We start from the raw sequence: 26,419 nt of genomic DNA on the forward strand, positions 1-26,419 counted from the left end.
ACCTTTCCCCGTTTAGGGAATCAGCAGGCAGGCATCGCCATAGCTGTAGAAGCGATAGCCGCTTTCGATCGCATGGCGATAGGCCGTCTGCATGCGTTCCAGCCCCATCAGCGCCGAAACCAGCATGAACAGCGTCGATCGCGGCAAGTGGAAGTTGGTCATCAGCGCATCGATGCCGCGAAATCGATAGCCGGGGGTGATGAAGATGGCGGTGTCGCCTTCGAACGCGCGGATCGTGCCATCGTCGCGCGCCGCGCTTTCGATGAGGCGGAGCACGGTGGTGCCGACCGCGACGATGCGGCCGCCGGCGCGGCGCGTCGCGTTGAGGCGATCGGCGGTCGCGGCGTCGATGCGGCCCCATTCGGCGTGCATGCGGTGATCATCGGTGTCGTCGGCCTTGACCGGCAGGAAGGTGCCGGCGCCGACATGGAGGGTGAGGGTGGCATGGCCGATGCCGGCTGCCTCCAGCGCCGCTAGCAATTCGGGCGTGAAGTGGAGCGACGCGGTCGGCGCGGCGACGGCGCCCGCCTCGCGGGCGAACATTGTCTGGTAATCCTCGGCGTCGCGGGCATCGGTCGGGCGTTTCGAGGCGATATAGGGCGGCAGCGGCATCTGGCCGGCGCGGGCGAGCAGCAGCTCGACCGGCTCGTCGCCGGCAAAGCTGATCGCCATGCTGCCGTCTTCGGCGCGGTCTGAGAGCGTGGCAGAAACGCCATCGGCGAAATCGACGATATCGCTATCGCGCACGCGCCGGGCGTTGCGCACGAACGCGCGCCAGCGGCGCGGTCCTTCACGCTTGTGGAGCGTCACGCCGATCCGCGCGTCGCCGCGCCAGCCCTCAAGCTGGGCGGGGATGACGCGGGTATCGTTGAAGACGAGCAGGTCGCCCGCGCGGAGCAGATTGGGCAAGTCGCGCACGCCATGATCGGCCAGCGCATCGGGCCGCACGAGCAGCAGCCGCGCCGAATCGCGTGGAGAGGCGGGCCGCAGCGCGATGCGCTCGGCGGGTAGCTCGAAATCGAACAGGTCGACTTTCATGGTCGGCGCCGTGTGCCGCCGCTGCGCGTCAGGGCTTGGGCAATTCCGGCGGCGGGGTCTTGCCGCGTTTGCCCTTGGCGGAGGGCGTGGCTTTGGCGGCGGGCGCAGCCGGAGCCGGCGGGGTGGCGACTGCAGCGGCCGGTGTGCTCCCCGTCAGCGACACCGCCGTATCCCCCGGCGCAATCGTGGCGGCGACGGGCGCCTCATAAGCGGGCGGGTTGTCAGCGGCGATATAGGCGTGGAGGATTTTCGACGGGTGCGCCGGTGGCTCGCCGCGCTCGATCGCGTCGACATATTGCATGCCGTCGAGCACGCGGCCGAACACGGTATATTTGTGGTCGAGTTTCAGCGTCGGCTGGAAGACGATGAAGAACTGGCTGTTGGCGCTGTCATTATCATCGGCGCGCGCGGCCGACACGGCGCCGCGCACGTGCGGCAGATAATTGAACTCAGCCTTCACATTAGGCAGGTTCGATCCACCGGTGCCATCGCCCTTGGGGTCGCCGCCTTGCGCCATGAAGCCGTCGATCACGCGGTGGAAAGGCAGGCCGTCATAGAAATGCTGGCGCGTCAGCGTCTTCACCCGCTCGACCATCTTGGGCGCGACATCGGGGCGCAGCAGGATCGTCACGCGGCCGCCGGTCGACAAGTCGATCAGCCAGATATTCTGCTTGTCGTCCGGCGAAGGCGCGGCGGCGCGGCCGGCCACCGGGATCAGATCGGTCTGCGCAAAGGCGGGGGAAGAGAACAGGCCGGCAATCGCCAGCAGCATCGTCGACAAAAACCGCATCACTTCCCCGTCATCCTGATCAGGCAATTGCGCTTAGACCAAATCCCGCCTTGCGCCAATCTGAACGTGTCGCGCCCTAATCGCCCTTGCGTCCCAATGCGGTGACGCGTGCACGTACCTCGGCATCGACGGCGGGCGAGACGAATTTGTGGATATCGCCGCCGAACAGCGCGATTTCCTTGACCAGCCGACTGGCGATCGGCTGCAGCGCGACATCGGCCATCAGGAAGACGGTGTCGACGCGGTTGTTGAGCTGCTGGTTCATCCCCGCCATCTGAAATTCATATTCGAAATCGGCGACGGCGCGCAGACCCCGCACGATGACTGACGCCCCTTCGCGCTCGGCAAAGTCCATCAGCAGCGAATTGAAGCTGACGACATGGACTTCGCCCTCGACACCGGCCACTTCGCGCTGGACCATTGCCATGCGCTCTTCGAGGCTGAACATCGGCGATTTGCTGGGGTTGGTGGTGACGCCGACGACCAGCCGGTCAACCAGCTTGGCGCCGCGGCGGATGATGTCCATATGGCCCAGGGTGACGGGGTCGAACGTCCCCGGATAGACCCCGATGCGCAAGCTCACCGGTCGCGTTCCAGCGTGTAGCGGGCGATATCGCGCAGCAGATCGGCCTCCGCGCCGTAGCTGTGCAAGTGCTCGATCGCCTGGTCGACCAGCATCCGTGCCTGCGCCCGCGCGCGGTCGACGCCGAGCAGGCTGAGGAAAGTCTCTTTCCCCGCGCTCTGGTCCTTGCCGACGCGCTTGCCCATCTTCTCCTCGTCGCCCTCGTAATCGAGCAGATCGTCGGCGATTTGGAAGGCGAGGCCAACGTCGCGGGCATAGCCGCGCAGGCCCATGCGGCCTTCGGGCGGCACCTTGCCCAGAATCGCGCCCGCCTCGACCGCGCTGGCGATCAGCGCGCCGGTCTTGAGCGCCTGTAGCCGTGTGATGGTGGCGAGATCGAAGCTCGCTTTCTCGGCCTCGATATCCATCATCTGGCCGCCCGCCATGCCGGCCGGGCCGGCGGCGCGCGCCAGATCGAGCACCAGCTCGGCACGCACGAAGGGATCAGGATGCGTCGCGGGATCGGCGAGCACTTCGAACGCCAGGGCATGCAGGCAATCGCCCGCCAGGATCGCGGTCGCTTCGTTATAGGCCTTGTGGACGGTCGGCTTCCCGCGGCGCAGATCGTCATCGTCCATCGCCGGCAGATCGTCATGGATCAGCGAATAGACATGGATGCACTCGATCGCGATGCCCGCGCGCGCCGCAGCGTCGCGCGCCACGCCGAACAGGCGGGCGGTGGCGAACACCAGCAGCGGCCGCAGCCGCTTGCCGCCGCCAATCGCGGCGTGGCGCATCGCGGCGTAAAGCTCGGCGCGCGGATCCTCGGGCACCGCCAGCAGCACGTCGAAGCGGCGGTCCATCTCCGCCGACACATCGGCAAGGGCATCACGCAACGAAACAGTCGTGTCGATCATCAAGGCCATCAACCTGCCGCGAAGGGAACCGTGGCGACGGGGCGACCGTCACCGTCGAGCTTGATCGCCTCGATCCGCGCCTGCGCTGCATCGAGCCGATCGGCGCAGCGCTGGCGCAGCTGGCTGCCGCGCTCATAGAGGCGGATGGAGTCGTCGAGCGGGGCGTCGCCGCGCTCGAGCAGGCCGACGATCGTCTCGAGTTCGCGCAAGGCATCCTCGAAGCTCAATTGGTCGACAGGCCGTCCCTCATCCATGGCGCCGCTATGGGCCACGCGGGGGAGAAGGGTCAAGCGGCGGATGTTACGGACTGCGCCTCGGCGGCGACCTCCGCCACCAGGTCCTTGCGGCTCAATTTGCCGATCATCGTTTTGGGGAGCGAGGCGCGGATGACGACGGCATCGACCTGCTCGTGCTTGCCGAGTTGGGGATTGAGCCATGCCTTGAGCGCGTCGCCCGTTTCGGTCGCGCCGTCGTTGAGCGTTACATAGGCGCGCGGATGCTCGCCGCGATAGGGGTCGGGAATGCCGATGACGAGCGCCTCGCGAACCGCCGGGTTGCGGTAGAGCGCCGCCTCGATCTGGCTGGGGAAGACCTTGAAGCCGCCGACCGCGATCATGTCCTTCAACCGATCGACGATGCGGATGAAGCCGTCATCATCGATCACGCCAACATCGCCGGTGCGCAGCCAGCGGGTGCCGGTGTCGTCCGCGACGAACACCTCGGCATCGGCGTCGGGGCGCTGCCAATAGCCGGCCATGATCTGCGGGCCGGCGATGACGATCTCGCCCGGCTCGCCGGCGGCGGCAGGTCGCGACGGGTCTTCCTTGTCGACCAGCCGCACGCGCGTGCCGGCGATGGGTTGGCCGATCGTGCCGGGCTTGCCGCTGCCGTCGAACGGATTGGCGGCGACCACGCCGGCGCTCTCCGACAAGCCATAGCCTTCGACCAAGGTCGCGTGCGTTGCCGCCTCGAAGCGCGTCTTCAGTTCAGCGGGCAGCGGCGCGCCGCCCGAAATGCAGATTCGCAGGCCGGAAAAATCGGTCTTGGCGAGCGCCGGATTGTCGAGCAGCGCCTGATACATGGTCGGCACGCCGGGGATCGAGGTCGCCTTGGCCCGGGTGATCGTGCCCAGCGCCTGCGCGGCGCTGAAGCGCGGCAGCATGACGATGCAGCCGCCCGTCACCACCGTGCGATTGAGCACGCAGGTATTGGCGAAGACGTGGAACAGCGGCAGAACGCCCAAGATGCGATCGGGCGCGTTGGGTAGCGGATCGAGTGCGGCGACCTGGCGGGCATTGGCGGACAGGTTCTGGTGCGTCAGCATCGCGCCCTTGGGCGTGCCGGTGGTGCCGCCGGTATATTGGATCAACGCGACGTCGCGCTCGGCGTCGATATCGGGGGCTGGGAAGCGACCGTCATTGGCGATCAGCTGCGAAAATGCGCCGATCCGAGCGTCGTCGGGGCGGGATGCGACGTCGCGACGGCTGAAGAGGCGATAGAAGATCGACTTACCCGCCGGCAGCGCGCCCGCCACTGACCCGACGATCAGCCGCTCAAGGCCGCTCTGGTCGAGCACCTTGAGCGCGGTCGGCAGCAGCGCGGTCGCCGAGATGGTGAACAGCAGCCGCGTGCCCGAATCGCCCACCTGATGCGCCAACTCGTCCACCGTGTAGAGCGGCGAGAAATTGACGACCGTCGCGCCAAGCTTGAGAATGCCGTAATAGGCCGCCAGGTAATGCGGCACGTTGGGCAGGAACAGCCCGACCCGGTCGCCTCTGCCATAGCCGAGCTTGTGCAAGCCCGCCGCGACGCGATTGGCGCCGTCCAGCGTCTCGGCATAGCTGTATTGGCGGCCGAGAAAATCGATCAGCGGCTGGCTGCCATGGCGCGCCGCTGCCTGATCGAACAGCACGTCCATCGCTTGCGGCGGAAAGCGGCGATCCCATTGACCGGGATGGCGATAATGCGTGCGCCAGACGCTTTCGGGGTCGCTCATCAGGCTAGGATAGCAGCGGCGCAGAGCCGCGCAATGCCGCGCGGCGCGGCTACGGCGTTAACGCGCGTCGCTGAGGTGCTTGCTCGTCCAGGTGACGATGACTGACACTGCCATCAGCCCGATATCGACCGCCGCCTGGAAGCGGTGCGGCGCGGGGTCAGTCGCGTCGGCTGTCGCCAGCGTGATGGTCGCGGAGGGATGCCGAACGGCCGCGACCAATAGCGCGAGCGCGACGAGCGCAATGGCAATTCGGCGGTTACGCATGGCGCGAGCCTCCCTTCCAAGCCGGCGCGTTTACCTTATTTCGGGTCAGGCAGCAACCAGCGTTGCGCTGTGCCGCGCGCGGTCTCGGCCCTCGGCCTTGGCCTGGTACAGCGCGAGATCGGCTTGATGGTAGAGCCGCTTCCAGTCGACTTCATTGGTCAGCGGCCCGCTACAGGCGCCGATGCTCGCGGTAACGCCAAGATCGAACGGCATGCGCTGCGCGCGCAGCCGAGCAAGGACCTGCGCGCCGTCAATCCCGCTGTGCGCCGGGGCGACGACCGCGAACTCCTCGCCGCCTATCCGCGCGATCAGCGCGCCAGCGGGCGTCGCGGTGCGCAGCACGCGCGCGACCAGTCGCAGCACTTCGTCGCCGCCGTCATGCCCGATCGTTTCGTTCACCGCCTTGAAGTGATCGATATCGAGGATGATCAGCGTCTGCGTGCCCACGCTGCCGATCGCGCGCGACAGGAAAGCGCGACGATTGAGCAGGCCGGTCAGCGGATCGATATCGGCAAGCGCCCGGGCGGCGAGTTCCTGCGCGCGTGCCTCGTCGCGCTCCTTGCCCAGGAGGCGGATGCGATAAGCAATGCCCATCGACGAAATCAGCGCTTCGGCGGTCATCGACAACAGGGTCGAATTGTCGATCCAGAAGCTCCAGCTGATCAAGCCCAGATTATTAGCAACGCGCGCACCGGCAAAGACGACCGGGGCAGCCCAGGCGAGCGCGAAAATCCACAGATAATTGCTGCGCACCAGCCAGGCGCGCACCAGAAATACCGGCACGAACAGCACAAGCACCAGGTAGGAAAGCGAAAACAGCCGGTCCAGCAGCGTCATGTGCCAAGGCGACAGGCCCGCATAAACGCACGACGTCACAATCACGGCGATCGCGATGGCGTTGGCCGCCTTGCCGACCCAGCCTTCGAAAACACGCTCTTCGAAAAAAGTGCGCGCGAAGACGAGTGCGGTCGCCGCCGCCAGTCCCAGCGTCGCGTAATTGAAGCGCATGCGATCGTTATTGTCGATCCACGGCATCAGCCAGACCATGATACCCGACGAGCTGAACGCGAAGCCCATCAGCATCACGACCATCAGGCAATAAGCGAGCTGGAAGCGGTGGCGCATTGCCGTCCACAGCGCGAAATGATGGAGGAGAAGCGCGAGCGCGAGCCCGCCAAAGCCGGCATAGATCGCCGCCATCACCAGATTGGCCCAGCCATTCTCGCGCAACGTCGCCAACCGGGCACCGGCAACGACGCCGCGCAGATTGGCCGATCCTTCGATCTTCCACGCAACCTGCACGAGCGGGCTTGCCCGGCCGGGCAGCCGATCGAGGAAGATGGCGCCCAGTTGCAGGTTGCGCGCGGCTTGCGTGCCATCGCTGCTCCGCGCCCAGATCGCGCCATCGGCATAGTGCGCATAGACGGTGCGGCGCATCTGCCACAGGCTGGCGCTGCGCAAGGCGCGTTCGCCCTCGATACGGACGGGATTGGACAGTGCCCAATAATCGCCCGGGCCCAGTCGGGCCTGCCGTTCGCTGCAATCGAGCGGGATGTTGCCGGCGAATAATTGCTGGACCGTCTGGCCGGGACGCACCGGGGCGATGCAGACGGTGAGCGGCTGCCCGGTCATCACGATATCGGCATGGCCCGTCGCGGGCAGGGTCGCCGCCAGCAGCACAATGCATAGCGACCACAGCCATCGGATGGAACGCGTTCCGAACATGGTATCGCTGCTAGACCGTGGAGACCAAGATAGGGTTAACAGCGGGGATGGTGTTGATGCTTCGTCATTTAAGCAAATGGGCCAATCCGGGGCGATGCCATTGACATCGTTACGCCACCAGTATTGCCTCCAGCGACTTTGCTTAACCGAGACGAGATTGATGCGGCGGGTTGATGCGACGGGGAGGGCGCTGGTTATTGACCGCGAGCGCGCTGGGCTTGGCGTCGTGCACGACGGTGCCGACGGCGGGCAGCGCGGGGACGCATTATTATCTCGGCTTGGTGCGTGTCGTTTATCCCGACAGCATCGGGCAGCTGGTCGCCGCGGACGTGAAGACGCTTGGTGTGGGGGTTGATCGCGGCGCGTTCCTGGGGTGGCGCAACAGTCGGTTCGTGTTCGCCAAGCCGGGCGATTGCCGCATCGTCATCATGGTGCGCGACCATGCCGAACTCGAGAATGTGGAAAAACTGATCAAGTCGATGGAGGGGGCATGTTTAACCGGAACCGGGGTATCATCATTGGCGGTCTTGCCAGCGTCGCACTAAGCGGCTGCGCGACGCCGCCACACACCAATTTGCTTATTTTCGGCACGAATGCCGTTGTTGGCCTGAAGGTCGGTGCTGATGCCACGCAGACTCCGGCGATTCAGGTGGGCTATGCGCGGCAGGAATTGGTGCTGATGCCGCTGCTGGCAAACACGGGCGGTACGGGTGACAAGCTGACGCCGTGCCCCTATGTTGCTGGCACACCCGCGGTATTACCGTTGAATTGCAAATATATCGGCGCGGCGTCAGGCGACCAGGACGCGTACTCCGTGATGGCGAGCTTCGGCGCGAAGTTTGACGCTTCGAAGGGCACGACGCCGCAGGCGGGTGGCGCCATTGCGCAATATTTCGCGACCGGCCTTGCCGCGCGCGAGTTGGCGACGCACGGTGCTTCGCTGGTGGCGGCGAGCCCGGCTGCTGCGGCCGAGGCGATCAGCGGCTCGCCGGCCACACGCGCACTCATCACGGCCAAGCTTGGGCCGGCGGTTGCAGAGCATGTGAAGATTACCGACGCGCGGACTCAGGTCGCCAGCATGTACCTCGCAGCCGGCGACAACGGCCAGGCGCGACTGCAGAAATTCGACGCGGCGATATCGGCGGCGGGCGCATCTCGCGCCAATTTCACTAATGCCTGCCAGAACCGGGCCAAGAATGATTGCGCGGCGATCCTGTTGAACGGCGACAGTCTCGATGATCTGTCGCTCGATGACTGGACCAAGGTCGCTCAGGCAGGAGGATGACCGTGGCGACCACATTCGTCAAAACATTCGCGACTAAAGATGCGGCTGCGACATGGGCGGCTCAAATGGTGGCTACGCGCTATCACGTCGTGATGAATGACGCGCCGGCAAGCGTGCGGCTTGAAAAGGAAGATGGTACCGATTGGGCAGCGGTGACGGGAGGCCTGATCGTCGTCATGGCCTATGACAAGGGCGTCGCCGGCGGCGGCTGATGCCCGAACCGCCGGGGAGGCTCATCGCCACCCCGGCGTTTTGCTTCACTTCACCTCAACCGTCTCCGCCTTGCCCTTCTTGCGCGGCTTTTTGGGCGCGGCCGAGACGATTTCGAAGTTGAGCGCGCCGTCCTTGAGCTTGACGGTGACTTCACCGCCATGGACGAGCTTGCCGAACAGCAATTCCTCCGCGAGCGGCTGCTTGACCTTCTCCTGAATGAGCCGGCCCATCGGCCGCGCGCCATAGAGCTTGTCGTATCCCTTGTCGGTCAGCCACTGCTTGGCGTCGTCATCGAGCTTGATGTGGACGCCGCGATCGGCCAGCTGCAATTCGAGCTGGAGGATGAACTTGTCGACCACTCGCGCCACGACTTCCGGCGGCAGATAGCCGAACGGCACGATCGCATCGAGGCGATTGCGGAATTCAGGCGTGAACATGCGCTGCACTGCCTGCTCGTCCTCGCCTTCGCGCGTCACATTGCCGAAGCCCACCGTTTCGCGCGCCATGTCGGACGCGCCGGCGTTGGTCGTCATGATCAGGATGGTGTTCCTGAAATCGACCGTCTTGCCGTGGTGGTCGGTCAGCTTGCCGTTGTCCATCACCTGCAACAGGATGTTGAACAGATCAGGATGCGCTTTCTCGATTTCGTCGAGCAGCAGCACCGAATGCGGCTGCTGGTCGACCGCGTCGGTCAACAGACCGCCCTGATCATAGCCGACATAGCCCGGAGGGGCGCCGATCAGCCGGCTCACCGAATGCCGCTCCATATATTCGCTCATGTCGAAGCGCTGGAGCGGAATGCCCATGATCGACGCGAGCTGGCGCGCGACTTCGGTCTTGCCGACGCCGGTCGGGCCAGTGAACAGATAATTGCCGATCGGCTTGTCGGGATCGCGCAGGCCTGCGCGGCTGAGCTTGATTGCCGAAGACAGCTTTTCGATCGCCAAATCCTGGCCGAACACGACGCGCTTGAGATCGGTGTCGAGCGTTGCGAGCGCCTTGGTATCGTCCTTCGAGACCGATTTGGGCGGGATGCGCGCCATCGTCGCGATTACCGCTTCGATTTCCTTGGCTGTGATCGTCTTCTTGCGGCGGCTCGGCGGCACGAGCATCTGCATCGCGCCGACTTCGTCGATCACGTCGATGGCTTTGTCGGGCAGCTTGCGGTCGTTGATGTAGCGCGCCGAGAGTTCCACCGCGGTCTTGATCGCATCCGGCGTGTATTTGACCGAGTGATGGTCCTCGAACGCGGTGCGCAGGCCGTTCAGGATTTTGACCGTATCCTCGATCGACGGCTCGTTGACGTCGATCTTCTGGAACCGGCGGAGCAGCGCGCGGTCCTTCTCGAAATGGTTGCGGAATTCCTTGTAGGTGGTCGAGCCGATGCAGCGGATCGTCCCGCCCGACAGCGCCGGCTTCAAGAGGTTGGACGCATCCATCGCGCCGCCGCTCGTCGCGCCGGCACCGATGACGGTATGGATCTCGTCGATGAACAGCACCGCATGCGGCAGCTTTTCGAGCTCATTGACGACCGCTTTCAGCCGCTCCTCGAAATCGCCGCGATAGCGCGTGCCGGCGAGCAGCGCGCCCATGTCGAGCGAATAGATGACCGCGGGCTTGAGCACATCGGGCACGTCGCCTTCGATGATCTTGCGCGCCAAGCCTTCCGCAATCGCGGTTTTGCCGACGCCGGGGTCGCCCACATAGAGCGGATTGTTCTTGCTGCGGCGGCAGAGGATCTGCACCGTGCGGTCGACCTCGGCAGCACGGCCGATCAGCGGATCGACTTTGCCGTTCTTGGCTTTCTCGTTCAAATCGACGCAGAATTGCTTGAGCGCGCTTTCGCTCTTGCCCTTGCCGTCGGACTTTGCCTGCGGCTTTTCCTCCTCGGCGCCTTTCACCTCACGCTGTTCGGGCACTTGCGTGCCCTTGCCAACGCCGTGGCTGATATAGCTAACCGCATCGAGCCGGCTCATATCCTGCTGCTGGAGGAAATAGACGGCATAGCTCTCGCGCTCGCTGAACAAGGCGACGAGCACGTTGGCGCCGGTCACTTCGTCGCGGCCCGAGGACTGGACGTGCAGGATGGCGCGCTGGACGACGCGCTGGAAACCGCTGGTCGGCGAGGGATCGTTCGCTTCCTTGCTATCGACCTTCAGCGCATCGAGCTCGGTATCGAGATAATGCGCGACCGTGGTCTTGAGCTCGCTCAAGTCGACGCCGCACGCCGACATGACTTTCGAGGCATGCTCATCGTCGATCAGCGCCAGCAGCAGATGTTCGAGCGTGGCATATTCGTGGCGGCGCGTGGTCGCGGCATCGAGCGCCTTGTGCAGCGTGGTTTCGAGCGCGGTGGCAAAGGAAGGCATTTGGGTTACTCCAAGCGGGCCGTCATGAAACCACGGCCCTTTTCCAGTATGTCGGGAGTGCGCCGCGTTCCATCAAGCACTTGACAACCAGCGTCCGGAAAACGGGGCGGGTTGCCATCATGCTCATCGCCTGAATAGCGCGTCAGCGCTTGCGCGATGGTTAACGGCGCGTTGCATATGGGCGCGCACCCGAGCGATTTCAGCCTCCAGCGCGGCGATGCGCGCGTCCAACTCCGCGACCGAGAGCGGGTCCAGATCCTGTCGGGCCAGCGCGTCCAGCGGATCGCCCGCCCGACGCGGGAGATTCTCTTCGGGCTCCATTAACGAGATGGTCATCCGGACTAGGATGCTTGTCAATACAGGCTACAGGTGGCTAACCTGCTTTAGCCCGCATCCTGGCGATGACGAAGCCCGTCAGGACGAAAGCCCCTATCGCTCCCGGCAAGCCGTAAAGGGCGATCGCAAGCGTCCGCCCGGTAGGAGATAGGGGCTCGCCGGGTGCGCGCAACGCTAGCGACATATACGCCCAGAGGGATGGTGTTCCGAAAAGGCAGATCACGGTACCAATGGAATAGGACACGATTGCCGCGGGGCTATTTTTGCGAGCCGCCCATCCCGCAACGAGTCCAACGAGAAGACCAAAGCAGGCGGTGGCAACAGTCGGCAAGATGAAGGATAGCGGCAATCAAAATTCCTTTGGCCCATGTGTTCCGTTAGGTTGCACCGCGCCGCCGGGCGGTCAATAAGCGGCCAAAGTTCGCGGCAGAGGGCTGGGGATGGACGCGACACCTGAAACCATGATTGCGATCGATCCCGCAGCCCCCGGTGGTCCCGAGGTGCTCGTGGTGGTCGAGCGGCCCGTGCCGGTGCCGGGGCCGGGCGACGTGCTGATCCGCGTTGCCGCTGCCGGGGTCAACCGGCCCGATGTGCTGCAGCGGCGCGGCGGTTATCCGCCGCCGCCGGGTGCGCCGAGCATTCCGGGGCTGGAAGTGGCGGGCACGGTGGTCGCGCTCGGCGCGGGCGTCGCGCCTGAGCTGATGGGCCAGCCGGTTTGCGCGCTCGTCCCCGGCGGCGGCTATGCCCAATATGCGCTGGCGGCGGCGGGCGTGTGCCTGCCGGTGCCGTCGGCGTTGACGATAATCGAGGCGGCGGCGATCCCCGAAACGCTGTTTACCGTCTGGACCAATCTATTCGAACGCGCGTTCGTCGTTGAGGGCGATACGGTGCTGGTCCATGGCGGCACCAGCGGCATCGGCACGATGGCGATCGCGCTCGCCAATATCTTCGGCCTCAAGATCATCGTTACCGCCGGCACTGACGAGAAATGCGCGGCTGCCCGCAAACTCGGCGCCGACCATGCGATCAACTACAAGATGCAGGATTTCGTCGCCGAGGTGAAAGCGATCACTGGCGGGCACGGTGTGCAGGCAGTGCTCGACATGGTTGGCGGCGATTATGTGCCGCGCAACCTGCAATGCCTGGCCGACGATGGCCGCCATGTCTCGATCGCGGTGCAGGGCGGCCTGACCGCGACGATCCCGATTTTCGAGGTGATGCGACGCCGCCTGACGCTGACCGGATCGACGCTGCGCCCCCGCGACACTGCGTTCAAGGCGATGGTGGCGGATGAGCTGCACCGCATCGTTTGGCCCTATGTTGCCGAGGGGCGGTTGAAGCCGGTGATCGACCGGACCTTCCCGCTCGCCAACGCCGCCGAGGCGCACGCGCGGATGGAAAGCGGCGACCATGTCGGCAAGATCGTGCTGACGGTGGAGCACGCGGGATGACGCTGATCCTCCACGAATATGCCGCATCGGGGAACTGCTATAAAATCCGGCTGACGGCCGCGCATCTCGGCGTGCCGATCGAGCGGCGCGAATATGACGTGATGACGGGCGCGACGCGGACGCCGGAGTTTCTCGCGACGATCAACGCCAATGGCCGCATCCCAGTGCTGCAGGATGGCGACCGCTTTCTGCCCGAAAGCAACGCGGCGTGCTTCTATCTAGCGGACGGATCGGCGCTGATCCCCGAGGATCGGTTCGACCGCGCCGACATGCTGCGCTGGATGTTCTGGGAGCAGTATAATCACGAGCCCAACATCGCGACCGTGCGCTACTGGTTGGTTTATGTCGGCGAGACGGCGCTGACCGAAACGCAGCGCGCGATGATCCCCGGCAAGCGCGCTGGCGGCGAAGCGGCGCTGGCGTTGATGGATGATCAGCTTGCCCGCACGCCTTTCCTGGTCGGCGATCAATTCACCCTCGCTGACATTGCGTTGTACGCCTATACCCATGTCGCCAGCCAGGCCGGGTTCGAGGTGGCGCGCTATCCCTCGGTGGTCGCGTGGCTGGCGCGGGTGGCGGCGCTGCCGGGCCACATTGCGATCGACGCGTGACCTCTCCCAGGGTGCGATGCCGGTTTAGGGAACGATCGCGGCCGTAACGGTGTTCGGCAGAGCATGACCAACCGCTTTTCCGCCCAAGCCGAACCGCGTGACCGCGCGATGGCGATCGGCGCGGCGGTGCTGCTGCAAGGTGCGCTTGGTTATGCCTTGATCAGCGGTTTCGCCGTTACGTTCGTGCGGCAATTGCAGCACGATCTGGGCGTCGTCGCGTTCGTCGCGCCGCCAGCGGCGCCTCCACCTATGCCACTCTTAGAGCAGCCGCACAAAGCTTCGGGGAAAGCGGCGCCGCCGGCGAAGGACGCCAAAGCAACGCCCGTCGTCGCGCCGGTCACGACCGTACGGCCCCAACCCATCGCCGCCGCGCCCAAGCCCGGCATCGGCACATCCTTGGCCCAGGGTGCGAGCCCTCGCGACGGGCCGGGCAGCGGCGCGGGGGGCGAAGGCGCCGGCACGGGCAGCGGCGGCTTCGGCAATGGCGAGGGGGATGGCGGCACGGACGCGGAACAGATCGCCGGCGACATTCGCGAACATGATTACCCGCACGACGCATTCGTGGCGCGTCGCACGGGCCGTGTCGGCTTGCGCTTCACGGTCGGCGTTACGGGCCGAGTCACCGATTGCACCGTAACGCATTCGAGCGGCACGCCCGAGCTCGACAATGTTACCTGCGCGCTGATCATCAAGCGCTTCCGCTACCGCCCGGCGCGCGATGCGCTAGGCCGCGCCGTGCCGCAACAAGTGACGGGCGACCATGAATGGGTCATTCCCAAGCTGCCGCCGCCCGAAAAAGGCGAGGAGGATGAGGGGTAGCAACGAAAAGGGGGCGAGCATCGCGGCCCGCCCCCTCTTGAAATCGGTTAGGCTGGATCAGCGCTCGCTGTAATAGCGGCAGCGCTTCTTGGCGGTGATCGAGCGATCGATCGCGCGGCCGGCAAAGGCACCGCCAACGCCACCAGCGACCGCGCCGAGCACGCCACCGCCGAGCGCGACGCCCGTCGCGGCACCGCCAGCGCCACCGGCGATCAGGCCGGTCGTGCCGCTCGACTTGCGGCAAACCTTGTGAACCGTGCGGCCATGATACGTCGTGCGTGCCGAGGCGAAATCGGCCGGAACAACCATTGCCGGCATCGCGACGGCAGCGGCACCCAGAGTCAGCATGAACTTGCGCATTATTCGCTCCCTCATTTCAATGTGGTTGGCGACGTAACGATTCATCGCATGGATGGTTGCACGGCGCCATGATTTTCGTCGGCGCCCCACCACGGTACAGCTTGTGTAATTGTGACAATCCCGAGTCGGTCAACGATTCCAACTGTAACAATTCGTCGCCATAGCGGCCGGATCGAAGCAGCGCGAGACGCTTAAATGGACGGGGAATCAACGACTAGGCTTGCAGATTTCGTGTCGGGCAGCCATGGCGACATCGCCAGTTTCGCAGATTTTGCCCATTCGACGCCGACTTTTCCCGAAAAACAGGTCACCGAACGGCGCAAATACCGCACCATCTGGATTTCGGATATTCACCTGGGCACGCGCGGGTGCAATGCCGAGATGCTGATCGACTTTCTCGACCATGTCGACAGCGATATGATGTATCTGGTTGGCGATATCATCGATGGCTGGCGGCTGAAGCGCAAATTCTACTGGCCGGCGCAGCACAACGACATTGTCTGGCGGGTGCTGAAGCGCGCCAAGCGCGGTACGCGCGTCATCTATATACCCGGCAATCACGACGAAGTGTTTCGTCAGTTCACCGGCCTCAACTTTGGCGGTGTAGAAATCCGGCGCCAGGCAATCCACGAAACAGCTGATGGCCGCCGCTTGCTCGTGCTCCATGGCGACGAGTTCGACGCGATCACGCTCGCCCATCGCTGGCTCGCGCATGTCGGCGATTTTGCCTATACCGCGCTGATGGGCCTCAACCGCTGGGTCAACAATGTCCGTCGCTGGCTCAACATGCCTTACTGGTCGCTCAGCAAGCACGCCAAAGCCAAGGTGAAGAACGCGGTCGAGTTCATCTCGCATTACGAAGACGTGGTGGCGCAAGCCGCCGGCGCGCGCGGGGTCGACGGCGTGGTGTGCGGCCATATCCACACCGCCGAAATCCGCCAGATCAATGGCATCGACTATTATAACGATGGGGATTGGGTGGAGGGTTGCACCGCGCTCGTCGAGCATTACGATGGGCGCATGGAAGTGCTCCACTGGGCAGACGAGATCGCGGTGCGCCAGCTCGCCAGCGTCGCGGCGCTCGCCGCCTGACCGCCGTGCGGATCGCAATCGCCACCGACGCTTGGTCACCCCAGGTGAACGGTGTCGTGCGCACGCTGCAATCGGTGCGCGCCGAGCTCGAGAAGATGGGGCACGAGGTGCTCGTCGTCTCGCCCGACCTGTTCTATTCGCTGCCGTGCCCGACCTATCCCGAAATCCGGCTGGCGTTCGCGCGGACGGCGGCGGTGGGCAAGATGCTCGCCGATTTCGCGCCCGATGCCATCCATCTCGCCACTGAAGGCCCGGTGTGTCTGGCGGCACGGCGCTGGTGCCTGGCGCATGGCTATCCGTTCACGACGGCCTATCACACGCAATTCCCGGATTATGTGTCGGCGCGGATCGGCATCGATCCCGAATGGATCTGGCGCTACATTGCCTGGTTCCACTGGCCGGCGCGCGCCGTGCTGGCGTCGACCCCGTCGATCGCCTCGGCACTCCGCGCGCATGGGCTGGACAAGATCAGGCCCTGGGGCCGCGGCGTCGACCTCGGCGTTTTCGGCGGCGATGTCGCGCCCGATCCGGCGCTGCAAGCGCTGAGGGACGACGGCGCCGGGCCGATCCAGCTTTATGTCGGCCGCATCGCGGTCGAGAAGAATATCGAGGCGTTTCTGCAATCGGCGCATCCTGGCACCAAGGTGATCGTCGGCGATGGCCCGGCGCGCGCCGCGCTCAGTGCGCGCTATCCCGACGCGCATTTTCTGGGCCCCAAATTCGGCGCTGACCTCGCGGCTTGCTATGCTGCGGCCGACGTGTTCGTTTTCCCAAGCAAGACCGATACGTTCGGCTTGGTGATGATCGAGGCGCTGGCGTGCGGCGTGCCCGTCGCGGCGTATCCGGTCACCGGGCCGGTCGATGTGCTGCGCCCCGATGTCGGCGTGATGGACGATGATCTCGACAAGGCGATTGCCGGCGCGCTCACGCTCGATCGCGCGCGTTGCCGCGATTATGGCCGCAGCTTCACCTGGCAGGCGAGCGCGCGGCAGTTCTTGGACGCGCTGGCGCCGATCGCTCTCGACGAGGCGCTCGCTGCCTGACCCGCGCGTTTTGCGCGCGCTCTTGCCCCGGCGCGCCGATGTCATTAAGTCAGCCCTGTTAAAGGCCGCTCCGTGACGGGGCGGCCCTTGTTTTTTCACCCGAGTTTTTTCGGGGCGCATTTTCAGGAGTTTCCCATCGTGGCGCAACCGCTCATGCCGCATGCGACCGCCGCCTGGCTGGTCGACAATACCTCGCTCAGTTTCCAGCAGATCGCCGAATTCTGCGGGCTGCACATCCTCGAAGTCCAGGCGATCGCCGACGATACCGCCGCGACCAAGCTCACGGGCCGCGATCCCGTCCGCGCGCACGAGCTGACGCAGGAGGAAATCGATCGCGGCCAGGCTGATCCTGAGTATCGCCTGCAGATGACCAAGGGCCCCGATCAAGTCCGGCGCACCAAGGGCCCGCGCTATACCCCGGTTTCCAAGCGCCAGGACAAGCCCGACGGCATCGCCTGGATCATCCGCAACCATCCCGAGATTTCGGACGGCGCGATTGGCAACCTCATCGGCACGACGCGCACGACGATCGCCGCGATCCGTGATCGCACGCATTGGAACATCGCCAATATCGTGCCCAAGGACCCGGTGACGCTCGGCCTGTGCTCGCAGCGCGAGCTCGACGCGATCGTCGCCAAGGCAGCCAAGGCCAAGGGCATTCAGGCGCCGGTCGACAACCGGCTGGAGGGCGATCGCGAGGCCCTCATCAGCGAGCTGCGCGCCCAGCGCGAACAGGCCGCGCGCGATGCCGAGGCCGCCGCGCATGCCGGCGAGCCTGGCGCCGAGCACCCGGTCGAATTGGATGCCGACACGCTGTTCAAGCAATAGGCGCTGTAGGTGGCGACGGCTTCTCCCGATGCGTCGCTGACCAGCGACGAGAGCTTCGTTGCGACCAGCCATCGCGGGCTGACGTATCCGTTCGGCCGCCGGACGCCGCAGCCGGGCGAAGCGATGACGATCGCGCCGGGGCTCGGCTGGGCACGCATCGCGCTGCCGGGGTCGCTTGGCCACATCAACATCTGGCTCATCGACGATGCCGATGCGGCGGGCGGCGGCGTCGCACTGGTCGACACCGGCATGGATTTACCCGCTTGCCGGGAGAGTTGGGCAGCCCTCGATGCCGGCGCCATGGCCGGGCGCCGCCTGACGCGGGTGATCGGCACGCATCTCCATCCCGATCATATCGGCCTCGCCGGCTGGCTGTGCCGCACGCACGACGTCGCCTTGTGGATGACACGCGGCGAGTGGCTCACCGCGCGGATGCTGACCGCCGATCAGCGGGACGAAACGCCCGAGGAGATGGTCGCGTTCTGGCGCGGCGCGGGGTGGGATGATGACCAGATCGCGCACGCCAAAGCGCGCGGCTGGCGGCAATTCGGCACCGTGGTGACGCCGCTGCCGCTCGGTTATGTCCGAATGCGCGATGGCGATGTGCTCGATCTCGGCGGGCGGGCGTGGCGCGTTGTGGTGGGCAGCGGCCATAGCCCCGAGCACGCCTGTCTGCTCAACGAGGTCGATGGCGTCCTGATCGCCGGCGACCAGGTGTTGCCGCGGATCAGCTCCAACGTCTCACTGAGCGTGACCGAGCCCGAAGGCGATCCGCTTGGCGACTGGCTGGCGTCGCTCGCCAAGCTGCGCGAGCTTCCCGGCGACTTGCTCGTTTGCCCCGCGCATGGCGAGCCGTTCACGGGCCTCCACGCTAGGCTCGACGCGCTGCGCGACGAGCATCTGGCGCGGCTCGATGAGCTGTACGCCTATCTCGACACGCCGCGCCGCGCGATCGATTGCTTCGGCGCGCTGTTCTCGCGCACGATCGATCAATCCGTCATCGGACTCGCGACGGGCGAGACGCTCGCGCATCTGCGGCGGCTGGAAGTCGAAGGCCGCGCCAGGCGGCGCACCGACAACGGCGTCTGGTCGTACGAACGCGCTTGACGCGCCTGCCAGCAGTGTTCACGCTCCGTTCTTAACCGACTCGGGAGGGGCGAGCATGGCAAGCGATCTGATTTTCTACACTAACCCCATGTCACGCGGGCGCATCGTCCGCTGGATGTTGGAGGAAACCGGTGCCGAGTATGACACTGTCGTGGTCGATTACACGACCATGAAGGACGAATCTTATCGAGCCATCAACCCGATGGGGAAGGTGCCGGCGATCGTCCACAAGGGCCAGGTGATTACCGAATGCGCCGGCATTTGCGCTTATCTCGCCGATGTCTTCCCCGATGCCGGCCTTGGCCCGCGCGGTGACGAGAAGGCGCGCTATTTTCGCTGGTTGTTCTTCGCCGCCGGCCCGGTCGAGCAGGCGGTGACCAACCGGGCGGCGGGATTCGAGCCCACCGCCGAGCGCGGGCGGATGTTCGGTTACGGCAATTATGATCTGGCGATCGACGTGCTCGAACAGGCGGTGACTGCTGGGCCCTATATCGCCGGCGATCGCTTCACCGCTGCTGACGTTTATCTGGGCTCGCAAGTCGCCTGGGGGCTGCAGTTCGGCACGATCCCGCGCCGCGATGCCTTCGCCGCCTATGTCGAGCGGCTGACCGCGCGTGATGCTTATATCCGTGCCGGCGCGAAGGACGATGCGTTGATGCCCGCGCCGGCACCGACGCCGGCTTGACCGACATTTCCTGCGGCGTCATCGATGGCGCCGGATGAGGTATTCGGGTGCGGCAGTGATGATGAGACGGCTTGAACTGGCGTTCGAGAATGCGCTGTTCGCGGCCCGCTGGTTGCTGGCGCCCTTTTATATCGGGCTGGTCGCCGCGATGATCGTGCTGCTTGCGGTATTTCTGCGCGAGCTGTGGACGGCGTTGGCCAATATCGCGCTGCTCTCGGTCGAGCAGGCGATCCTCAAGATGCTGACGCTGCTCGATCTCGCGCTCGCCGCCAATCTGGTGCTGGTCGTCATTCTGGCGGGCTATGAGAATTTCGTCTCGAAGATCGACACCGCGGGCCATGAAGACCGCCCCGGCTGGATGGGGACGACGAGTTTCGCGGGGCTCAAGATCAAACTCTACGCCTCGATCGTCGCGATTTCCGCCGTGCAGCTGTTGAAGAATTACATGGCCATCGGCGACAAGCCGCCCGACGGGCCGGCTTTGGCCTGGATGACGATCATCCACGTCACTTTCGTCGGCACCGCGCTGTTTTCAGCGCTATCCGATTATTTGCAGTCGCGCGCCAAGGACTGATCTGCGGCGAGCCGGGCGGGCAGTTCGGCCATCACGGCGCGCCGCCATTCGGGTGTGCCGCTGGTCCAGCGGGCGATCTCATCGGTCGTGCGGCCGCAGCCGGTGCAGCGGGAGCGTGCGGCTTCGAGCGCACAGACGCCGACACAGGGTGACTCGATCGCGACCGGCAGAGTGAAGGTGATGATCGCCATGCGCGTAACGCCGGATCGCGATCAGCCGATCTTCGCGTTGAGGAAGGCCGGCATCGGGCCGTTCCAACCGTCATCGGGCTCGTCATCCACCTCGCGATGATGACGGCGCGGCTCGGCGCGTTGGCCGCCGCGGCGCTCGTCGCGGGGCGCTTCCGGTCGGCGATCGGGGCGCTTTGCCCGTGGCGCTTCCCGGGCGACAGGCTCGGCTGTGGCGCGATCGGTCTTGCCCGCGCCGCGTCCGCCGCGCCGGTTGCGATCACTTCCAGCGGGCGAAACCGCAGCCGCCTCGCCGCCCGCCTCTTCCTTGGCGGCCAGCCGGTCAATCTTCATGCCGGTCAGTTTTTCGATATTGGCGATGTTCTCGGCATCGTCGGGCGTCGCGAGCGTATAGGCGATGCCGGTGGCGCCAGCGCGGCCGGTGCGGCCGATGCGGTGGACATAATCATCCGGGTGCCACGGCGCGTCGAAATTGAAGACGTGGCTAACGCCCTTGATGTCGAGCCCGCGCGCGGCGACGTCTGACGCGACCAGAATATTGATGTCACCCGCCTTGAACCGGTCGAGTTCGGCGATGCGCTGGGGTTGTTCCATGTCGCCATGGATTTCGCCCGAGCAGAAGCCTTCGCGCTGCAGCGCCTTGTTGAGCTCGCGCACCATCGTCTTGCGGTTGCAGAAGATGATCGCCGTGCGCACTTCCTCGGCGTTCAGCAAGTCGATCAGCCGGTCGCGCTTGCGATTGGCGCTGACCGGCACCACCCATTGTGCGATGTTGACGTTGGTCGTCGCCGGCCGCGCGACTTCGATCGTCTTGGGGTTGGTGAGGAATTTGTCGGCCAGCTTCTTGATCGGCGGCGGCATCGTGGCCGAGAACAGCAAGGTCTGGCGCTGGCTCGGCAGCTTGGTGCAGATTTGCTCGATATCGGGAATGAACCCCATGTCGAGCATGCGGTCGGCTTCGTCGATGACGAGCAGGTTGCAGCCGTTGAGCAGAATCTTGCCGCGCTCGAACAAGTCCATCAGCCGGCCCGGCGTCGCGATCAGCACGTCGACGCCCTTTTCGAGCGCTTTCACCTGGTCGCCCATCTGCACGCCGCCGATCAGCAGTGCCATCGAGAGCTTGTGGTACTTGCCGTATTTCTCGAAATTCTCGGCGACCTGCGCGGCGAGTTCGCGCGTCGGCTCCAAAATCAGGCTGCGCGGCATCAGCGCGCGGGCGCGGCCGTGCGCCAAAATGTCGATCATCGGCAGCACGAAGCTCGCGGTCTTGCCGGTGCCGGTCTGCGCGATGCCGATGATGTCGCGCATCATCAGCACGCTCGGGATGGCTTGCGCCTGGATCGGCGTCGGCTCGCTATAGCCGGCCTCGGTGACCGCCTTTAGAAGTTCATCGGATAGGCCGAGATCGGCAAAGCTCATTTGATGTCCGGAAAAATGGCGCGCCGAGTGACCCGACGCTTGCATTCGGGCTTGCGGATTCGCTTGGCAAAGTCAAGCGGCGGGCTCGGCTGCGCCTATTTCTTGATGGCCAGGCGCTTGAAGCTTTTGATCCGGCAGTCGGCGCCGGATCGGGCACGCAGCGCGTCGCGGCCCGCGCAGACCAGCCCGTCGGCGGTCTGGCGCATATAGAGCCCGGGGTAAAAGCCGAGTGCAGGGCAGCGATCGGCGAAGCGCGTGCGCAGCACGCCGCCATCGATCATCATCAGGTCGACGCTGTCGCGCGTCGACACCTGCGCGGCGCCGATCAGTGGAATCGGCACGCATTTCGGGCTCTGACTCATATTCCGTGCAGAATTGACAGGACAGGGCGCGGACTGTTGGATTCCTGCTGATGGTTAGTGGGGAGGAATGTCAGTGGTCGCAAAGGCATGGGACAGCAGCCTGTCGTTACCGGGACTAATCGTTGAAGGCAGGGCCATCGTCGAGGGCATGGTGCGGATGTCCGGTCGACTGGCCGCATCGCAAGGGATCTGCCCGGATTGCGGCACGCCGTCGGGATCGCGCCACAGCACGTACGATCGCACGCTGACAGATTTGCCGATCAGCGGTGCCAGAGTTGAGCTCCGGCTCAAGGTGCGGCGCTTGCGGTGCAACCATGCGCCATGCCCGCGCACGACCTTCAGTGAACCGTTGCCACCAGCGTTCGCCCGCCGATATGGCCGGCGGGTCGGGCGTTGCGAGGCACTGCTGCATGCGGTGGCGGTCGCGCTGGGCGGCAGACCGGGCGCGCGGATGATGGCGCGTCTGGCGGTGCCGTGGTCGCGCGACACGATGTTGCGTGTTCTGCGTCATGGCGATCCGATGGCCGAACCTGCGCCACCCCCGCGGGTCATCGGCATCGATGACTTCGCCTGGCGGCGCGGGCACACCTACGGCACGATCATCGTCGATCTGGAGCGCCGCCAGGTCATCGACCTGCTGCCCGACCGGCAACGCGAGACCGTCGTGGCGTGGCTGCAGGAGAACCCGCAAGTTGCGACCATTTGCCGGGATCGTGGCGCAGGCTATGTCGCCGCGGCAACCGAGGCGGCACCACAGGCGCAACAGGTCGCCGACCGCTGGCATCTCTTCGAAAACGCATCGGCAGCCTTTTTGGCAGCAGTGCGCATGGAAATGCCTGGCTTGCGCCGGATCTTGGCGCCATCCGGGCCGGTCGATCCCGCAACCCTGACCCGTGCCGAACGCCTGCAGTGGGACGGCGCGCAGATCCGTGAGGCACTCAACCGGCAGATCCTGGATCTGGCCAGCCAAGGCACGCCGATCAGGGTCATGGCGCACACCACCGGCGTGTCGCGCCAGACCATCCGCAAAATCCTGCGTGGCCAGCGTCACGATACCTTTCGTAGCCGGGAGAGTTCGCTTGATGCCTGGTCGCTCATACTCGAGGCAGAATGGAGCGCCGGATGCAGGGTGGGCGCAGAGCTGTGGCGGCGACTGAAGGCATCGGGCTTTGCCGGTTCGCTGCGCGTGGTCAGCGAATGGGCCACCCGCCGGCGGCGCGACGAAAAACTCGGCCACGCCGTCGGCGCCGCAATGAGCGCACGCACCATTGCCCGTAGCATGACGACCGAACGCGGCACCGGATCGGCCCAGACGGCGATGATCAACGCTGTGGTCGAGCGGGCCGTGCCCGCGCTGGTCGTGGCACGTGACGTTCTCGACCGTTTCCACGCGATGATGCGCTCGAAGGACGAGGCCCGCCTCGATCCGTGGATCGCCAAGGCCGCCAGCACCAAGCTCGCTGCCTTCGCAGCAGGCGTGGAGGCCGACAAGGATGCCGTGGCCGCTGCCATTTCCAGCCCTTGGTCCAGCGGACAGGTCGAAGGGAACGTCAACCGCCTCAAGTTGATAAAACGGCAAATGTACGGGCGCGCGAAGATCGACCTGCTCAAGGCCAGAGTTATGGCGCCAGCATGACCAGAATTGCACGGAATATGAGTCAGAGCCCATTTCGGCCCCTTGCGCTCGACGATCTTCAGCCGCGCCGGCGTCGCCATATCGGCATCGGGCGTGTCGGGCAGGCGGCGGAAGCGCACTACGACTTGCTGGTGCACGGTCCATTGCACTTGCTGCGGCGGATCGCCGGGGTCGGCGGCGCCTGCACCGGGCACGAGGGCCGATAAAGACAAGGCAATCAGGGGCAGCGCACGCATCTTGGCAGCTCTCATAGCGTGCCGGCTTGAACAGTCGATGAATTGATGCTGCCGCGCGCGCCCCGGAGGTGGTAAAGGCCGCCCGATGACTCAGACCGCGCAACAGATGCTGATCGACTACGCCCGCGAGCGGCTGGGCGAGAAGGGCGCGATTGTCGATCCCGCGGATGTTGCGCCCTGGCTGGTCGACTGGCGCGGGCGCTATCGCGGGAGCGCGGCGGCGATCATCGCGCCGGCCACAACCGCCGAAGCAGCGGCGATTGTCGGGCGGGCGCACGCGCTGGGCGTCTCGCTGGTGCCGCAGGGCGGCAACAGCTCGATGGTCGGCGGATCGGTGCCGCCAGCGGATGGTTCGGCACTGATCCTGTCGACGCGGCGGATGAACCGCATTCGCTCGATCGACGCCGCGGCCGGTCTCGCCATCGCCGAGGCCGGCGTGATCCTGGCGACGCTCCACGATGCGGCGGGCGAGCAGGGCATGCGCTTTCCGCTGACGCTCGGCGCCAAGGGGTCGGCAACGATCGGCGGGCTTACCGCGACCAATGCCGGCGGCACGCAAGTGCTGCGTTGGGGGACGATGCGCGGTCTCGTCGCCGGGGTGGAAGCCGTGCTGCCCGATGGATCGGTGCATGACGGCCTCGCCCCGCTCAAGAAGGACAATCGTGGTTACGATCTCAATCAATTGCTGATCGGCTCCGAAGGTACGCTGGGCGTGATTACGGCAGTGACGTTGCGACTGGTGCCGGCGGTGGCGGCGCGCGCGGTGGCGTGGGTCGGGCTCGCCGATCCCCAAGCCGCGCTCGCCTTGCTGCGGCGGCTGGAAGCGGCGACCGATGCGATCGAAAGCTTCGAGATCATTCCCGATGATTCGCTTGGCCTGGTGCTGGCGCACATTCCAGCTAGCCGCGCGCCGCTGAACGGCTCGCATCCCTGGCATGTGCTGATCGAGGCGGTGGCGACTGATCTGGGTCATGAAGCGCCCGCCGCGCTGCTCGAACGGTTGCTTGCCCCCGCGTTGGCGGACGGTATGGTGCAGGACGCTGTCATCGCCGCCAATGAAGCGCAGGCGGCGGCGTTCTGGCGGCTGCGCGACTCGCTGTCGGAAGCCGAGCGCGCGGCCGGCCCAGCCGCGCAGCACGACATCTCGGTGCCGGTCGCCGACATGCCGCGCTTCATGATCGACGCGGCTTGTGCCGTAGAGGCACGTTTTCCCGGCACGCATGCCAGCGGCTTCGGCCATCTGGGTGACGGCAACGTCCATTTCCACGTCCGCGCGCCGGCGGGCGTCGATCCGGTGCGCTGGTATGCCGAGCAGGCGCCATCTATCACGAGCTATGTCAATGACTTGGTGATCGAGGCCGGCGGCTCGATCTCGGCGGAACACGGCATCGGCCAGATGAAACTGGGCGAGCTGGAGCGCTTGTCGACCCCGGCACGACTGGCGGCGCTGCGCGCCATCAAGCAGGCAATCGACCCAGCAGCCATTATGAACCCCGGCAAGCTCGTGAGACTTGCGCCCGCGGGCGCGGCACCATAGAGCGTTGCGCAATCGGGGGCGTCGGCTTGTGGCCGGTGCCCCTTCGTCAATGGAGACACATGAATGGCCAGCGCGCCGCAATCGCTTCCGCTCTTTTATAACGGGCTCGAGCCGCTCTCGAGCCAGGCGCACGCCGATTTCCGCGTTCGCCCCGCGACTAAGGCGCCGTTCCTCGTCGGTCAGCACGCCATTCCGCTGACGGTCGACGAATTCGTGCTGGCGCAGCGCTTCATGCCGATCGTGTTTTCGGTTGGTGACGATGCGATCCCGCTGGCGCTGATGGGCCTGAACGAGGGCGTCAACGTGTTCGTTGACGACGACGGCGCGCTGATCAACGACCAGATGTACGTGCCGGCCTATGTCCGCCGCTATCCCTACATGCTGGCGCGGCTGCGGCCCGATTCGGAAGACTTGTCGCTCTGCTTCGATCCGTCGTCGGACACGATCGGCGCGTTCGAGGATGGCGAGGCGCTGTTTGCCAATGGCGAGCCGACCGAGTTCACCAAATCGATCCTCGACTTCAACCGCATGTTCGAGGAAGCCGGCCAGCGGACCGCGCAGTTCATGCGCGAAGTGAACGAGCTTGGCTTGCTGATGGACGGCGAGTTCTCGATCCAGCCGCAAGGCAGCGAGACGCCGTTTATCTATCGCGGCTTCCAGATGATCAACGAGCAGAAGTTCAACGATCTGCGCGGCGATCAGCTCCGCAAGATCGCCCAGTCCGGCTTGCTGCCCCTGCTTTATGCGCATCTGTTCTCGCTTTCGGTGATTCGCGAAGTTTTCGAACGGCAAGCCCAGCGCGGCCTGCTGCCGGCGCCCGAATTGACGATCTGAGCCGGCTTTAGGCCGAGCTTCAGGCCAGCTCTAGGCACCGTGCCCGCGACCGCTTGAAGCGGCGCGCGCATCGACCTATATTGCTTGGGCGCAGTCTCGTGCCCCCCCTTTCACGGGACAGCGCGGCACGCTTCGGCGTGTC

30 protein-coding genes are annotated in these 26,419 nt (G+C 65.3%); 16 read left to right on the top strand and 14 right to left on the bottom strand.

Features of this window, described 5'->3' with window-relative positions; genetic code table 11:
• Positions 1-12: 12 nt before the first annotated feature.
• The 8 genes from queA to ACLB0R_RS09010 all read right to left on the bottom strand — a co-directional run bounded on the left by queA (position 13) and on the right by ACLB0R_RS09010 (position 7,292).
• The gene (queA, locus tag ACLB0R_RS08975) at positions 13-1,038 is read right to left on the bottom strand and encodes a tRNA preQ1(34) S-adenosylmethionine ribosyltransferase-isomerase QueA (protein WP_416642911.1); all 1,026 of its coding nucleotides are present in this window, start codon (positions 1,036-1,038) and stop codon (positions 13-15) included.
• 28 nt (positions 1,039-1,066) lie between these two features.
• Complete coding sequence (locus ACLB0R_RS08980) at positions 1,067-1,828, bottom strand: peptidylprolyl isomerase (RefSeq protein ID WP_416642912.1); 762 nt, start codon at positions 1,826-1,828, stop codon at positions 1,067-1,069.
• A 76-nt stretch (positions 1,829-1,904) separates the two neighbouring features.
• The gene (coaD, locus tag ACLB0R_RS08985; RefSeq protein ID WP_416642913.1) at positions 1,905-2,411 is read right to left on the bottom strand and encodes a pantetheine-phosphate adenylyltransferase; all 507 of its coding nucleotides are present in this window, start codon (positions 2,409-2,411) and stop codon (positions 1,905-1,907) included.
• Positions 2,408-3,307 (bottom strand): polyprenyl synthetase family protein, encoded by a 900-nt coding sequence (locus ACLB0R_RS08990; protein WP_416642914.1) that lies wholly within the window; start codon positions 3,305-3,307, stop codon positions 2,408-2,410. Before ACLB0R_RS08990 ends, coaD begins: the two co-directional genes overlap by 4 nt.
• A gap of 8 nt (positions 3,308-3,315) precedes the next feature.
• Positions 3,316-3,561, bottom strand: a complete 246-nt coding sequence (locus ACLB0R_RS08995) for an exodeoxyribonuclease VII small subunit (RefSeq protein WP_416642915.1) — start codon at positions 3,559-3,561, stop codon at positions 3,316-3,318.
• A gap of 32 nt (positions 3,562-3,593) precedes the next feature.
• Positions 3,594-5,303: an AMP-binding protein gene (locus ACLB0R_RS09000; RefSeq protein WP_416642916.1), complete on the bottom strand. Its 1,710-nt coding sequence runs from the start codon at positions 5,301-5,303 to the stop codon at positions 3,594-3,596.
• 57 nt (positions 5,304-5,360) lie between these two features.
• On the bottom strand, positions 5,361-5,567 hold the full coding sequence (locus ACLB0R_RS09005) for a hypothetical protein (RefSeq protein ID WP_416642917.1): 207 nt from the start codon (positions 5,565-5,567) through the stop codon (positions 5,361-5,363).
• Positions 5,568-5,612: 45 nt separating this feature from the next.
• Complete coding sequence (locus ACLB0R_RS09010; protein ID WP_416642918.1) at positions 5,613-7,292, bottom strand: GGDEF domain-containing protein; 1,680 nt, start codon at positions 7,290-7,292, stop codon at positions 5,613-5,615.
• A gap of 197 nt (positions 7,293-7,489) precedes the next feature.
• Between ACLB0R_RS09010 and ACLB0R_RS09015 the strand changes: the two genes are divergently transcribed.
• The 3 genes from ACLB0R_RS09015 to ACLB0R_RS09025 are packed head-to-tail and all read left to right on the top strand — an operon-like array spanning position 7,490 to position 8,789.
• Complete coding sequence (locus tag ACLB0R_RS09015; RefSeq protein WP_416642919.1) at positions 7,490-7,837, top strand: hypothetical protein; 348 nt, start codon at positions 7,490-7,492, stop codon at positions 7,835-7,837.
• Positions 7,783-8,577, top strand: coding sequence for a hypothetical protein (locus tag ACLB0R_RS09020; RefSeq protein WP_416642920.1), 795 nt, complete (start codon positions 7,783-7,785; stop codon positions 8,575-8,577). The genes ACLB0R_RS09015 and ACLB0R_RS09020 overlap by 55 nt, the downstream gene beginning before the upstream one ends.
• Positions 8,574-8,789, top strand: coding sequence for a hypothetical protein (locus ACLB0R_RS09025; protein WP_434953820.1), 216 nt, complete (start codon positions 8,574-8,576; stop codon positions 8,787-8,789). Before ACLB0R_RS09020 ends, ACLB0R_RS09025 begins: the two co-directional genes overlap by 4 nt.
• A 45-nt stretch (positions 8,790-8,834) precedes the next feature.
• On the opposite strand, the gene clpA is transcribed toward ACLB0R_RS09025, so the two are convergent.
• Together clpA and ACLB0R_RS09035 are read right to left on the bottom strand one after the other, a co-directional pair.
• The gene (gene clpA, locus ACLB0R_RS09030) at positions 8,835-11,159 is read right to left on the bottom strand and encodes an ATP-dependent Clp protease ATP-binding subunit ClpA (protein ID WP_416642922.1); all 2,325 of its coding nucleotides are present in this window, start codon (positions 11,157-11,159) and stop codon (positions 8,835-8,837) included.
• Positions 11,160-11,282: 123 nt separating this feature from the next.
• Positions 11,283-11,480, bottom strand: coding sequence for a DUF1192 domain-containing protein (locus ACLB0R_RS09035; RefSeq protein WP_416643060.1), 198 nt, complete (start codon positions 11,478-11,480; stop codon positions 11,283-11,285).
• A gap of 476 nt (positions 11,481-11,956) precedes the next feature.
• On the opposite strand from ACLB0R_RS09035, the gene ACLB0R_RS09040 reads away from it, so the two are divergent.
• The 3 genes from ACLB0R_RS09040 to ACLB0R_RS09050 all read left to right on the top strand — a co-directional run bounded on the left by ACLB0R_RS09040 (position 11,957) and on the right by ACLB0R_RS09050 (position 14,376).
• A complete protein-coding gene (locus ACLB0R_RS09040) occupies positions 11,957-12,946 on the top strand; it encodes an NAD(P)H-quinone oxidoreductase (RefSeq protein WP_434953821.1) in 990 nt (329 codons plus the stop codon).
• The gene (locus tag ACLB0R_RS09045) at positions 12,943-13,557 is read left to right on the top strand and encodes a glutathione S-transferase family protein (RefSeq protein WP_416642924.1); all 615 of its coding nucleotides are present in this window, start codon (positions 12,943-12,945) and stop codon (positions 13,555-13,557) included. The genes ACLB0R_RS09040 and ACLB0R_RS09045 overlap by 4 nt, the downstream gene beginning before the upstream one ends.
• A gap of 63 nt (positions 13,558-13,620) precedes the next feature.
• Positions 13,621-14,376, top strand: coding sequence for an energy transducer TonB (locus tag ACLB0R_RS09050; RefSeq protein ID WP_416642925.1), 756 nt, complete (start codon positions 13,621-13,623; stop codon positions 14,374-14,376).
• A gap of 57 nt (positions 14,377-14,433) precedes the next feature.
• Here the strand turns inward: ACLB0R_RS09050 and ACLB0R_RS09055 are convergent, their stop codons facing one another.
• Positions 14,434-14,736, bottom strand: a complete 303-nt coding sequence (locus tag ACLB0R_RS09055) for a hypothetical protein (RefSeq protein ID WP_416642926.1) — start codon at positions 14,734-14,736, stop codon at positions 14,434-14,436.
• A 195-nt stretch (positions 14,737-14,931) separates the two neighbouring features.
• Between ACLB0R_RS09055 and ACLB0R_RS09060 the strand changes: the two genes are divergently transcribed.
• The 6 genes from ACLB0R_RS09060 (at position 14,932) to ACLB0R_RS09085 (ending at position 20,065) form a co-directional block, all read left to right on the top strand.
• The gene (locus ACLB0R_RS09060; protein ID WP_416642927.1) at positions 14,932-15,828 is read left to right on the top strand and encodes a UDP-2,3-diacylglucosamine diphosphatase; all 897 of its coding nucleotides are present in this window, start codon (positions 14,932-14,934) and stop codon (positions 15,826-15,828) included.
• Positions 15,829-15,833: 5 nt separating this feature from the next.
• The gene (locus ACLB0R_RS09065) at positions 15,834-16,871 is read left to right on the top strand and encodes a glycosyltransferase family 4 protein (protein ID WP_416642928.1); all 1,038 of its coding nucleotides are present in this window, start codon (positions 15,834-15,836) and stop codon (positions 16,869-16,871) included.
• A 138-nt stretch (positions 16,872-17,009) separates the two neighbouring features.
• Positions 17,010-17,699, top strand: coding sequence for a DUF1013 domain-containing protein (locus ACLB0R_RS09070; protein WP_416642929.1), 690 nt, complete (start codon positions 17,010-17,012; stop codon positions 17,697-17,699).
• A gap of 9 nt (positions 17,700-17,708) precedes the next feature.
• Positions 17,709-18,806: an MBL fold metallo-hydrolase gene (locus ACLB0R_RS09075; RefSeq protein WP_416642930.1), complete on the top strand. Its 1,098-nt coding sequence runs from the start codon at positions 17,709-17,711 to the stop codon at positions 18,804-18,806.
• A gap of 55 nt (positions 18,807-18,861) precedes the next feature.
• Positions 18,862-19,491, top strand: a complete 630-nt coding sequence (locus tag ACLB0R_RS09080) for a glutathione S-transferase family protein (protein WP_416642931.1) — start codon at positions 18,862-18,864, stop codon at positions 19,489-19,491.
• A gap of 61 nt (positions 19,492-19,552) precedes the next feature.
• Positions 19,553-20,065 (top strand): TIGR00645 family protein, encoded by a 513-nt coding sequence (locus ACLB0R_RS09085; protein WP_416642932.1) that lies wholly within the window; start codon positions 19,553-19,555, stop codon positions 20,063-20,065.
• On the opposite strand, the gene ACLB0R_RS09090 is transcribed toward ACLB0R_RS09085, so the two are convergent.
• The 3 genes from ACLB0R_RS09090 to ACLB0R_RS09100 form a co-directional block, all read right to left on the bottom strand.
• Complete coding sequence (locus ACLB0R_RS09090; RefSeq protein ID WP_416642933.1) at positions 20,038-20,256, bottom strand: DUF1289 domain-containing protein; 219 nt, start codon at positions 20,254-20,256, stop codon at positions 20,038-20,040. The two genes, ACLB0R_RS09085 and ACLB0R_RS09090, sit on opposite strands and share 28 nt — an antisense overlap.
• Before the next feature lie 21 nt (positions 20,257-20,277).
• The gene (locus ACLB0R_RS09095) at positions 20,278-21,672 is read right to left on the bottom strand and encodes a DEAD/DEAH box helicase (RefSeq protein WP_416642934.1); all 1,395 of its coding nucleotides are present in this window, start codon (positions 21,670-21,672) and stop codon (positions 20,278-20,280) included.
• A 95-nt stretch (positions 21,673-21,767) separates the two neighbouring features.
• Entirely contained in the window at positions 21,768-22,034 is a 267-nt protein-coding gene (locus ACLB0R_RS09100; protein WP_434953822.1) for a hypothetical protein, read from the bottom strand.
• 73 nt (positions 22,035-22,107) lie between these two features.
• Between ACLB0R_RS09100 and ACLB0R_RS09105 the strand changes: the two genes are divergently transcribed.
• The 4 genes from ACLB0R_RS09105 to ACLB0R_RS09120 all read left to right on the top strand — a co-directional run bounded on the left by ACLB0R_RS09105 (position 22,108) and on the right by ACLB0R_RS09120 (position 26,277).
• Entirely contained in the window at positions 22,108-23,670 is a 1,563-nt protein-coding gene (locus tag ACLB0R_RS09105; protein ID WP_416642936.1) for an ISL3 family transposase, read from the top strand.
• A 17-nt stretch (positions 23,671-23,687) separates the two neighbouring features.
• The gene (locus ACLB0R_RS09110; protein ID WP_416642937.1) at positions 23,688-23,876 is read left to right on the top strand and encodes a hypothetical protein; all 189 of its coding nucleotides are present in this window, start codon (positions 23,688-23,690) and stop codon (positions 23,874-23,876) included.
• 115 nt (positions 23,877-23,991) lie between these two features.
• A complete protein-coding gene (locus ACLB0R_RS09115; RefSeq protein ID WP_416642938.1) occupies positions 23,992-25,443 on the top strand; it encodes an FAD-binding oxidoreductase in 1,452 nt (483 codons plus the stop codon).
• A gap of 63 nt (positions 25,444-25,506) precedes the next feature.
• On the top strand, positions 25,507-26,277 hold the full coding sequence (locus ACLB0R_RS09120; protein WP_416642939.1) for a SapC family protein: 771 nt from the start codon (positions 25,507-25,509) through the stop codon (positions 26,275-26,277).
• Positions 26,278-26,419: the final 142 nt, after the last annotated feature.

Source organism: Sphingomonas sp. GlSt437, assembly GCF_048015635.2.
Taxonomy (GTDB): domain Bacteria; phylum Pseudomonadota; class Alphaproteobacteria; order Sphingomonadales; family Sphingomonadaceae; genus Sphingomonas.

Excerpts from the sequence above, each read along its gene's own strand:
- ACLB0R_RS08995 (WP_416642915.1), bottom strand. The coding sequence starts at position 3,561 with ATGGATGAGGGACGGCCTGTCGACCAATTGAGCTTCGAGGATGCCTTG.
- ACLB0R_RS08990 (WP_416642914.1), bottom strand. The coding sequence starts at position 3,307 with ATGATCGACACGACTGTTTCGTTGCGTGATGCCCTTGCCGATGTGTCG.
- ACLB0R_RS09050 (WP_416642925.1), top strand. The coding sequence starts at position 13,621 with ATGACCAACCGCTTTTCCGCCCAAGCCGAACCGCGTGACCGCGCGATG.
- ACLB0R_RS09120 (WP_416642939.1), top strand. The coding sequence starts at position 25,507 with ATGGCCAGCGCGCCGCAATCGCTTCCGCTCTTTTATAACGGGCTCGAG.
- ACLB0R_RS09020 (WP_416642920.1), top strand. The coding sequence starts at position 7,783 with ATGTTTAACCGGAACCGGGGTATCATCATTGGCGGTCTTGCCAGCGTC.
- ACLB0R_RS09010 (WP_416642918.1), bottom strand. The coding sequence starts at position 7,292 with ATGTTCGGAACGCGTTCCATCCGATGGCTGTGGTCGCTATGCATTGTG.
- ACLB0R_RS09035 (WP_416643060.1), bottom strand. The coding sequence starts at position 11,480 with ATGGAGCCCGAAGAGAATCTCCCGCGTCGGGCGGGCGATCCGCTGGAC.
- ACLB0R_RS09000 (WP_416642916.1), bottom strand. The coding sequence starts at position 5,303 with ATGAGCGACCCCGAAAGCGTCTGGCGCACGCATTATCGCCATCCCGGT.
- ACLB0R_RS09100 (WP_434953822.1), bottom strand. The coding sequence starts at position 22,034 with ATGAGTCAGAGCCCGAAATGCGTGCCGATTCCACTGATCGGCGCCGCG.
- ACLB0R_RS09090 (WP_416642933.1), bottom strand. The coding sequence starts at position 20,256 with ATGGCGATCATCACCTTCACTCTGCCGGTCGCGATCGAGTCACCCTGT.
- ACLB0R_RS08980 (WP_416642912.1), bottom strand. The coding sequence starts at position 1,828 with ATGCGGTTTTTGTCGACGATGCTGCTGGCGATTGCCGGCCTGTTCTCT.
- ACLB0R_RS09085 (WP_416642932.1), top strand. The coding sequence starts at position 19,553 with ATGAGACGGCTTGAACTGGCGTTCGAGAATGCGCTGTTCGCGGCCCGC.
- ACLB0R_RS09040 (WP_434953821.1), top strand. The coding sequence starts at position 11,957 with ATGATTGCGATCGATCCCGCAGCCCCCGGTGGTCCCGAGGTGCTCGTG.
- ACLB0R_RS09110 (WP_416642937.1), top strand. The coding sequence starts at position 23,688 with ATGAGTCAGAGCCCATTTCGGCCCCTTGCGCTCGACGATCTTCAGCCG.
- ACLB0R_RS09095 (WP_416642934.1), bottom strand. The coding sequence starts at position 21,672 with ATGAGCTTTGCCGATCTCGGCCTATCCGATGAACTTCTAAAGGCGGTC.
- ACLB0R_RS09060 (WP_416642927.1), top strand. The coding sequence starts at position 14,932 with ATGGACGGGGAATCAACGACTAGGCTTGCAGATTTCGTGTCGGGCAGC.
- ACLB0R_RS09080 (WP_416642931.1), top strand. The coding sequence starts at position 18,862 with ATGGCAAGCGATCTGATTTTCTACACTAACCCCATGTCACGCGGGCGC.
- ACLB0R_RS09025 (WP_434953820.1), top strand. The coding sequence starts at position 8,574 with ATGACCGTGGCGACCACATTCGTCAAAACATTCGCGACTAAAGATGCG.
- ACLB0R_RS09115 (WP_416642938.1), top strand. The coding sequence starts at position 23,992 with ATGACTCAGACCGCGCAACAGATGCTGATCGACTACGCCCGCGAGCGG.
- ACLB0R_RS09055 (WP_416642926.1), bottom strand. The coding sequence starts at position 14,736 with ATGCGCAAGTTCATGCTGACTCTGGGTGCCGCTGCCGTCGCGATGCCG.
- clpA (WP_416642922.1), bottom strand. The coding sequence starts at position 11,159 with ATGCCTTCCTTTGCCACCGCGCTCGAAACCACGCTGCACAAGGCGCTC.
- queA (WP_416642911.1), bottom strand. The coding sequence starts at position 1,038 with ATGAAAGTCGACCTGTTCGATTTCGAGCTACCCGCCGAGCGCATCGCG.
- ACLB0R_RS09045 (WP_416642924.1), top strand. The coding sequence starts at position 12,943 with ATGACGCTGATCCTCCACGAATATGCCGCATCGGGGAACTGCTATAAA.
- ACLB0R_RS09005 (WP_416642917.1), bottom strand. The coding sequence starts at position 5,567 with ATGCGTAACCGCCGAATTGCCATTGCGCTCGTCGCGCTCGCGCTATTG.